This is a genomic window from Neisseria iguanae (assembly GCF_003013245.1).
Taxonomy (GTDB): Bacteria; Pseudomonadota; Gammaproteobacteria; order Burkholderiales; family Neisseriaceae; genus Neisseria; species Neisseria iguanae.
The window spans coordinates 46,086-52,156 of record NZ_PXYY01000006.1; the positions used below are offsets into that span (position 1 = coordinate 46,086).

Here is a 6,071-nt window from a genome sequence, read left to right on the forward strand (position 1 = left end):
CTGCGTTGTTCCGCAGAAATCTGCGGTTTTTTCAGACGGCCTGAAACGTAAAACCGAACGTTAAGACATTTCGGCAGCAGTTTCAGACTGTCTAAACTCAGCCCGACCTTTGGTAGCAGCTTTGATAAACGGCTCGTACCAGTCCCGCACGTCATTTCCGTACTCGTCCATAGTGCGGTGCAATAGCTCCACATTGGCGGTATTACCGGATAAAACAGCAATAGCTTCGTGCATACCGTACAAATCCAGTTTGGCAAAAGCAGACTGTTTGGACTGTTTGACCAAGAAAGTACGGCTCTCCAATGGCAATTCCACAAGTTGCTGGTATTCTTTTTTGGAAATACCGCAACGTTGATAGCTGCCTTCATACTCGGCATCGGGATTAGGCAGAAACACCTTGGTTGGCGTCTGCTGCACAATAGCAGGAAAAATACGGCTGTTGATGGCATCTTCGGGCGACTGTGATACCAAAATTAAAAAACCGCCGCGTTTACGGTCGGTTTTCAGGATTTTCAGCATCAATTCTTCCGTTGCCGAAAAGCGCAACGGCCACCAAAATTCTTCAATAATACTGGCAAGCAGTCCGTTTTGCTCCGCTACCTTATCCATCATGATATTGCGCAGATGGAACATATAGGCAAGAACAGGCGCGGTCGGCGGATAGCCGTCTTTCAGGATGTCGGTTAAATCGAAACCAACACGCCAAAAGTCGGCAGGGTCAAACAGGTTTTCGGGATTATCCAAGCACCATGCAAAGCGTCCGTTTTCCGATTCACACCATTTGGCCAAACGCACATATAGGCAGTCAGGGTCAGGCAGGCTGGGAATATGTTGCAGCAGATGGCTGAAGCGGCGCATTGGCCAATCCAAATCCATCAACGCGTCCACAGCATCCTGAATCTGTTTCTCTTCCGCTGCCGCCAGTCGTCCCGCTTCATTCTGTCCGCAGATGCCGACTAAGGTATAGAGAAATTCCCTGTTGGACGGGGTATCGGGCAGTTGGAACGGATTCAGCCCAGTCGGCATACCCGCATCCAAAGCAAAATAGCTGCCGCCGATGGCACGGATGAAAATTTCCATACCCCTGTCCAAATCCAAGGCGAAAATATACGGCTCAAATCTTTCGGCAAAAGCCATCAGTGCGCATTGCAGTGTGGTTTTACCCGCTCCTGTCGCACCTAATATCAAGGTATGCCCTGCGATTTTCTCGCCGACATTATCGTCTTTCGGATTGGTAAAGTGAAAATTGAAGTCATAAACCGTTTTGGATAAGGTCTGCAAAGGCATAACCGCGCTGCCGTCGCCCAAAGGATTACCCGTTTTCTTGCCGTGCGAATAATTGTGGATGCCGAAAGTGCAGGCGAGGTTTTCCGTGGTTTTTGGGAAACTGCGCGGCTTGTCTTTGCAACCGGGGATTTGGCTGAACCAAGTGGACGGTGCAGAATAACCCGCTTTCATAAAACGGAAACCGCCCGAATTCAAAAAGGCAGAATAGGCTTTTGCTCCGTTGCCAGATGCTTCTTCAGGTGTACGCCCAAATACGGTCAAGGCAGACGAATAATCGCCAAACATGATTTCGCCTGCTGTCAATCTGCCCAATGCGCTTTCCAATTCTGCCTGTTGGTCAGCAGCTTTATCATTTACTGACGCGAAATTATGCAGTTGCCGTTTGATTTTCTGCTGCATATCGTACGGATTGATGAATATCAGGCTCTGTGTGAGCGTGAATTCGCAAGGCAGAGTAAGAAGATTGGTCAACACTTTAGGTTTGGACAACCCGAAATCGCGCAAATCGTACATCACGGCATATTTGCGACCACCACTTTCCGGCCGAATTTCGCAAATATCTGTACCAAAGTGTAAGCTGGCCGCAGGGATGCTTTTATAGGCCGATTGAGGCGAAAGCGGAATATTGTCTGCTTTGCCGTTAATCAGGCTGCCATAGAAACGATATACATCGGAAAATGCCACTTCTTCGGGATTTTGCCATGCACTCAATACTTGTGGAGAATAAGGCTCTAAGGCACGCAGAAGAATCTGCATTTGCTCGTTACATTCTTTGATACCTGAATCCATATCGCTGTTTTTAATTAAGACTGTCAGATAAAAAAGGTTTTCGTAATAGTCTTCTTCACGGAAACGCTTCAGGTAGTCGTTTGAAAAACGGCGGCTGAACTCGGTTGTAAAGCCGTATTCGCGGTCAAAATTAATCCGCTCGCGTTTAAGCGTTGTCCATATCGCACCACGGTTGCCCAAACTCTTGCCTACCCCCGTTAAAACTTTGCGCAAGTTGGCAAAATAAGCGTAAAGACGGTTGTCGTCCACGCCGTCAAACGGCAACCCGTCCATTTTTAGGACAAAACCGTAATGTCCTGTTTCGTAATAAACAATTTCATTGGTAACGTGTTGGCAGATTTTCGGGACGAAATCTGCCATTGCCGCTGTGCGGTTGAGCGTCTTGCTCCAATAGTCGCTGGTAATCTTTGTAGTCATCAGAATGCCTTCCGTATTTGCCTGCGTGTAAAGTAAAAGTGGCCAGTTTTGCACCCGCAGCAATCCGCCGCAGTAACCACTTGGCTTCCAAAGCATAGATTTTGAATGCTTGGTCATCGTTTTGGCTGATGGTTTTAAGACCGAAATAAATCGGAATAATCAAACCTGCCAACAGTAACCCTGTTTTGCCGATAATCAATTGCGCTATCATGGCAATCATCATCAGAATAAAGATGGCAATAACCATCGGCATTAGTGGTGCGCCAAACATCATGGCCGGACGGTTCATGCCGTTATAGGTTGGAAATTCCGTATGGATGTTTTCATCTAGCATAATTAGTCTCCTTGCTGGGAAGCAGGCATTCAGGCTGTCAGCAGTCACTGTTTTCCGTTAAACAGTTTTTCCATACAACCTGAATGGCCAACAGGCGGTATTTAGCTGAATTTCATTTTGCCGCCAGAGGTAAACAGATAAGTTGCGAATGCAACGGCAGCACCTGCTCCCAAAATCCACAGACAAGTTCCCATCACATCCGGCCACTCTTTCTTATTCATAAAACCCAAAGCAAACTGCCAAAGTAGTGCAATAGTGGCAATTACCCCAACAATCACATAAATCGTGTCTCGGATTTTTTCAAGGATATCCGTACCTTGGTCGAATCCACCTGCCGCCATTGCATACTGTGCGCCGAAAGCTAATGTACACATCAGTAAGGAACGCAGAAAATGTGTCCCCATCAATTTGCATTTAGCCGCATCAAACAGCCGTAAAGCTGCATTTTTCTGTTTCATGTTTAACTCCAAATAAATAAAATAAAAAAGCCCGTTACGGGCGGGGAATACTTTCAAGCCGTCTGAAAGCATTTAGCCGCCTGTAGGTCAAACAGGCGGCTAAATTAAGAGAATGAGTTACTCTATATAATTTAAAAATCGCCAAACGCATCCCAAGGCTGACGCTCAGGCTGATGCAAGGCGATTTGCTCTTGGCGGACGGCTTTGGCCACAGCGGGTTTCATCGCCGGAGCAGACACACGAACCACACCACCGTTCAATCGGGCATAGCGGGCTTTGACCAGCCTCACATATTTTTGCGTCTCGCGGTAGGGCGGGATGCCCCTGTACTTGTCCACCGCACCTTCGCCCGCGTTATATCCGGCTAGCATCAAATCAATGTTGCCTTTGTACCGATCTTGCAAAAAACGCAGATAACGCGTACCGGCGATGATATTGTGTTCGGGTTTGTACAAGTATTTGGGATTAACCCCCATCCGCGCTGCCGTTGGAGGAATAACCTGCAACAGGCCGCGTGCGTTTTTGTTAGACAGGGCGTAACGGTTGCCGCCGCTTTCGCGCGCCATAACCGCCCATACGAGATTTTTATCTAAACCCTGTGCCGCTGCGTGTTTTTCGACTAAATGTTGATATTGCGGATAAGGCGCGGAGACACAGATACCAGATGCTAATGCCACCACAATTGCGAACAGATTTTTAGCGTTCAAAATTTAATCTCCTTTAAAAGCAAAAAGACCGACTGAATTTCAGACGGCCTTATTTAGTTTGAATTTAGATATTCCAATCCGCAGCAATATCTACCTGCTCGGTTGGAACATATCGGATTTTGTTACCCTCAATTGATTTATATCTTTCTCCGTAAACACGGACTTTCAAACGATTATTGGGCATTTGCTTTATCACGTCGCACTATTCAATGAGTGGGTACACTTTAAAACATATTTCCCCTGCCAATTTTCTGGCTGTTCGGTAAAAATCCTGCGAGATAAAGTTATCATTACTAGCTACTCCCATACAGTGTGTCCTATTTGTGTCCGTATATAGTGGTTTTTTACTGTATAATACTGTGTTGTGCAGGCATCAACATTATATTTATCAAATAGTTACATATTTAGTTTCGGACTGTTAATCCGCAGGTCCCTGGTTCGAGCCCAGGTCGGGGAGCCAAATTTAAAAAGACCGCCTAATAAGCGGTTTTTTTATTTTTTATTTATGGCAGATAATTAGATGAAGCCTTTGCCACACTTGGAATTTTATTCCAAAGCATTTATTTTCTATTTGAAAACAATCAGCAGAATGTATCGCATGCCATCTGAAAAAGTATTGCCCATATTCTGACAACCACACTCGCTTTAAAACACTTATTCAATATGAAGAACCTTACAACATCCCGATTTAAATTTGCGCTGAAAAGCGCAGGTTGGCACTTACTCATCAGCCTTCTTTTGGCCGGTGCAGCGGCATTATTGGTTTTTAAACTCTGGTATCCGCATCCTTATGAAGAATTAACCGGTGGTTTGGCTTTGTATCAATTAGTGGTTGTCGTTGATGTGATATGCGGCCCTTTATTAACCCTGGTTTTGGCCAGTCCGAAGAAATCCGCCAAAGAGCGGGTCGTCGATTTCAGCTTAATCGGCACAATTCAATTGGCTGCTTTGCTCTATGGGCTTTATAGTGTCTCATTGGCTCGTCCCGTTGTGGCGGCATTTGAGCAAGATAGGATTATGGTGGTCACTGCTGCTGAAGTTGATCATGCACAATTAGCCAATGCCCCTGAAGGCTTGCAGCAATTATCATGGTTTGGCGTTAAGCGTGCCGGCCTGCGCGAACCGGCGAATACAGAAGAAGCCAATCAGCGCTTAAACCTTTCTTTGCAAGGGGTTGAGCCAAGTATGCGCCCAAATTGGTGGCTTGAAGATGATGAAAAAGAACGCGCAAAAATCCGAGCAAAGATGAAACCCTTATCGGTATTGGCACAAGCGCGCGGCTTAAGCGAAGCGCAAATTCTTGCAGCCGCTGCCGTAAAACCTGATGAGCAGCTTCATTACCTGCCTTTTACCAGCAGCTTGAATAAAGGCTGGATTGTGTTGTTGAATCAAAATGCAGACTTTGTGGCTTATGCACCGATAGATGGTTTTATCAGCAATCAACAAACGGAAGGCAATTAAATACCAAATAAATAACCTATAGGCATATTTAATCTTTATTCAAAATTTAACCCAATAAACGATTCATCAAATTGGAAGAAAGTAAATGTCTAATTTTGGCTTATTCATTTTAATGATTGAAATAAATTGATTAAAAACAGTAGGAGGGAATTTGTTGCCGGGTATCGCTATTTGTTTGTTTCAATTTGACCACCGTTTATCCGGTTTGTTTCAAATAATTACAAAGCTGACAAAAAATGTCACGTGACAAAAAGTGTCCAAGCCTGATATGACGAGTATTAACGGAAACTGACAAAAAATGTCATTGTAAGATTTTTAAATTTTCTCAAATCGGTATCGGTTGTGCCGTCTGAAAATGAGAAATTAAACGATTTAATCATTAAAACAATAAGATATAAAAAATAATTTCAAAAATTCTAAAACAGCCAAAAATGGCACATCTATTGCATGATAGGTTATGTCCGGCAAAGTTGAAGCGCAACAGATACCGAGCCGGAAGCTGTATATTCCTTCTTCTTTAATGGTTTTACTCATAAACAGCAAAAAGTGCCAAGCACATTACGGATTTTTAAAAGATAGTACAAAACTGATTATTCACAAATTTTTAACCGGAGTTAA

Annotated in this window: 5 protein-coding genes; 1 reads left to right on the top strand and 4 read right to left on the bottom strand. The window is 44.5% G+C overall.

From position 1 onward, the window contains the following. Positions 1-60: 60 nt before the first annotated feature. The 4 genes from C7N83_RS02000 to C7N83_RS02015 are packed head-to-tail and all read right to left on the bottom strand — an operon-like array spanning position 61 to position 3,992. Positions 61-2,493, bottom strand: a complete 2,433-nt coding sequence (locus C7N83_RS02000) for a VirB4 family type IV secretion/conjugal transfer ATPase (protein WP_342747586.1) — start codon at positions 2,491-2,493, stop codon at positions 61-63. Further along, the gene (locus C7N83_RS02005; protein WP_211296553.1) at positions 2,393-2,875 is read right to left on the bottom strand and encodes a VirB3 family type IV secretion system protein; all 483 of its coding nucleotides are present in this window, start codon (positions 2,873-2,875) and stop codon (positions 2,393-2,395) included. Before C7N83_RS02005 ends, C7N83_RS02000 begins: the two co-directional genes overlap by 101 nt. A 53-nt stretch (positions 2,876-2,928) precedes the next feature. Then, the gene (locus tag C7N83_RS02010; RefSeq protein WP_245911091.1) at positions 2,929-3,357 is read right to left on the bottom strand and encodes a TrbC/VirB2 family protein; all 429 of its coding nucleotides are present in this window, start codon (positions 3,355-3,357) and stop codon (positions 2,929-2,931) included. Between the two features lie 59 nt (positions 3,358-3,416). Beyond that, positions 3,417-3,992, bottom strand: a complete 576-nt coding sequence (locus tag C7N83_RS02015) for a lytic transglycosylase domain-containing protein (protein WP_245911092.1) — start codon at positions 3,990-3,992, stop codon at positions 3,417-3,419. A gap of 663 nt (positions 3,993-4,655) precedes the next feature. On the opposite strand from C7N83_RS02015, the gene C7N83_RS02020 reads away from it, so the two are divergent. Next, positions 4,656-5,453 (top strand): fimb protein, encoded by a 798-nt coding sequence (locus C7N83_RS02020; RefSeq protein ID WP_106740259.1) that lies wholly within the window; start codon positions 4,656-4,658, stop codon positions 5,451-5,453. Positions 5,454-6,071: the final 618 nt, after the last annotated feature.

Excerpts from the sequence above, each read along its gene's own strand:
- C7N83_RS02000 (WP_342747586.1), bottom strand. The coding sequence starts at position 2,493 with ATGACTACAAAGATTACCAGCGACTATTGGAGCAAGACGCTCAACCGC.
- C7N83_RS02010 (WP_245911091.1), bottom strand. The coding sequence starts at position 3,357 with ATGCTTTCAGACGGCTTGAAAGTATTCCCCGCCCGTAACGGGCTTTTT.
- C7N83_RS02020 (WP_106740259.1), top strand. The coding sequence starts at position 4,656 with ATGAAGAACCTTACAACATCCCGATTTAAATTTGCGCTGAAAAGCGCA.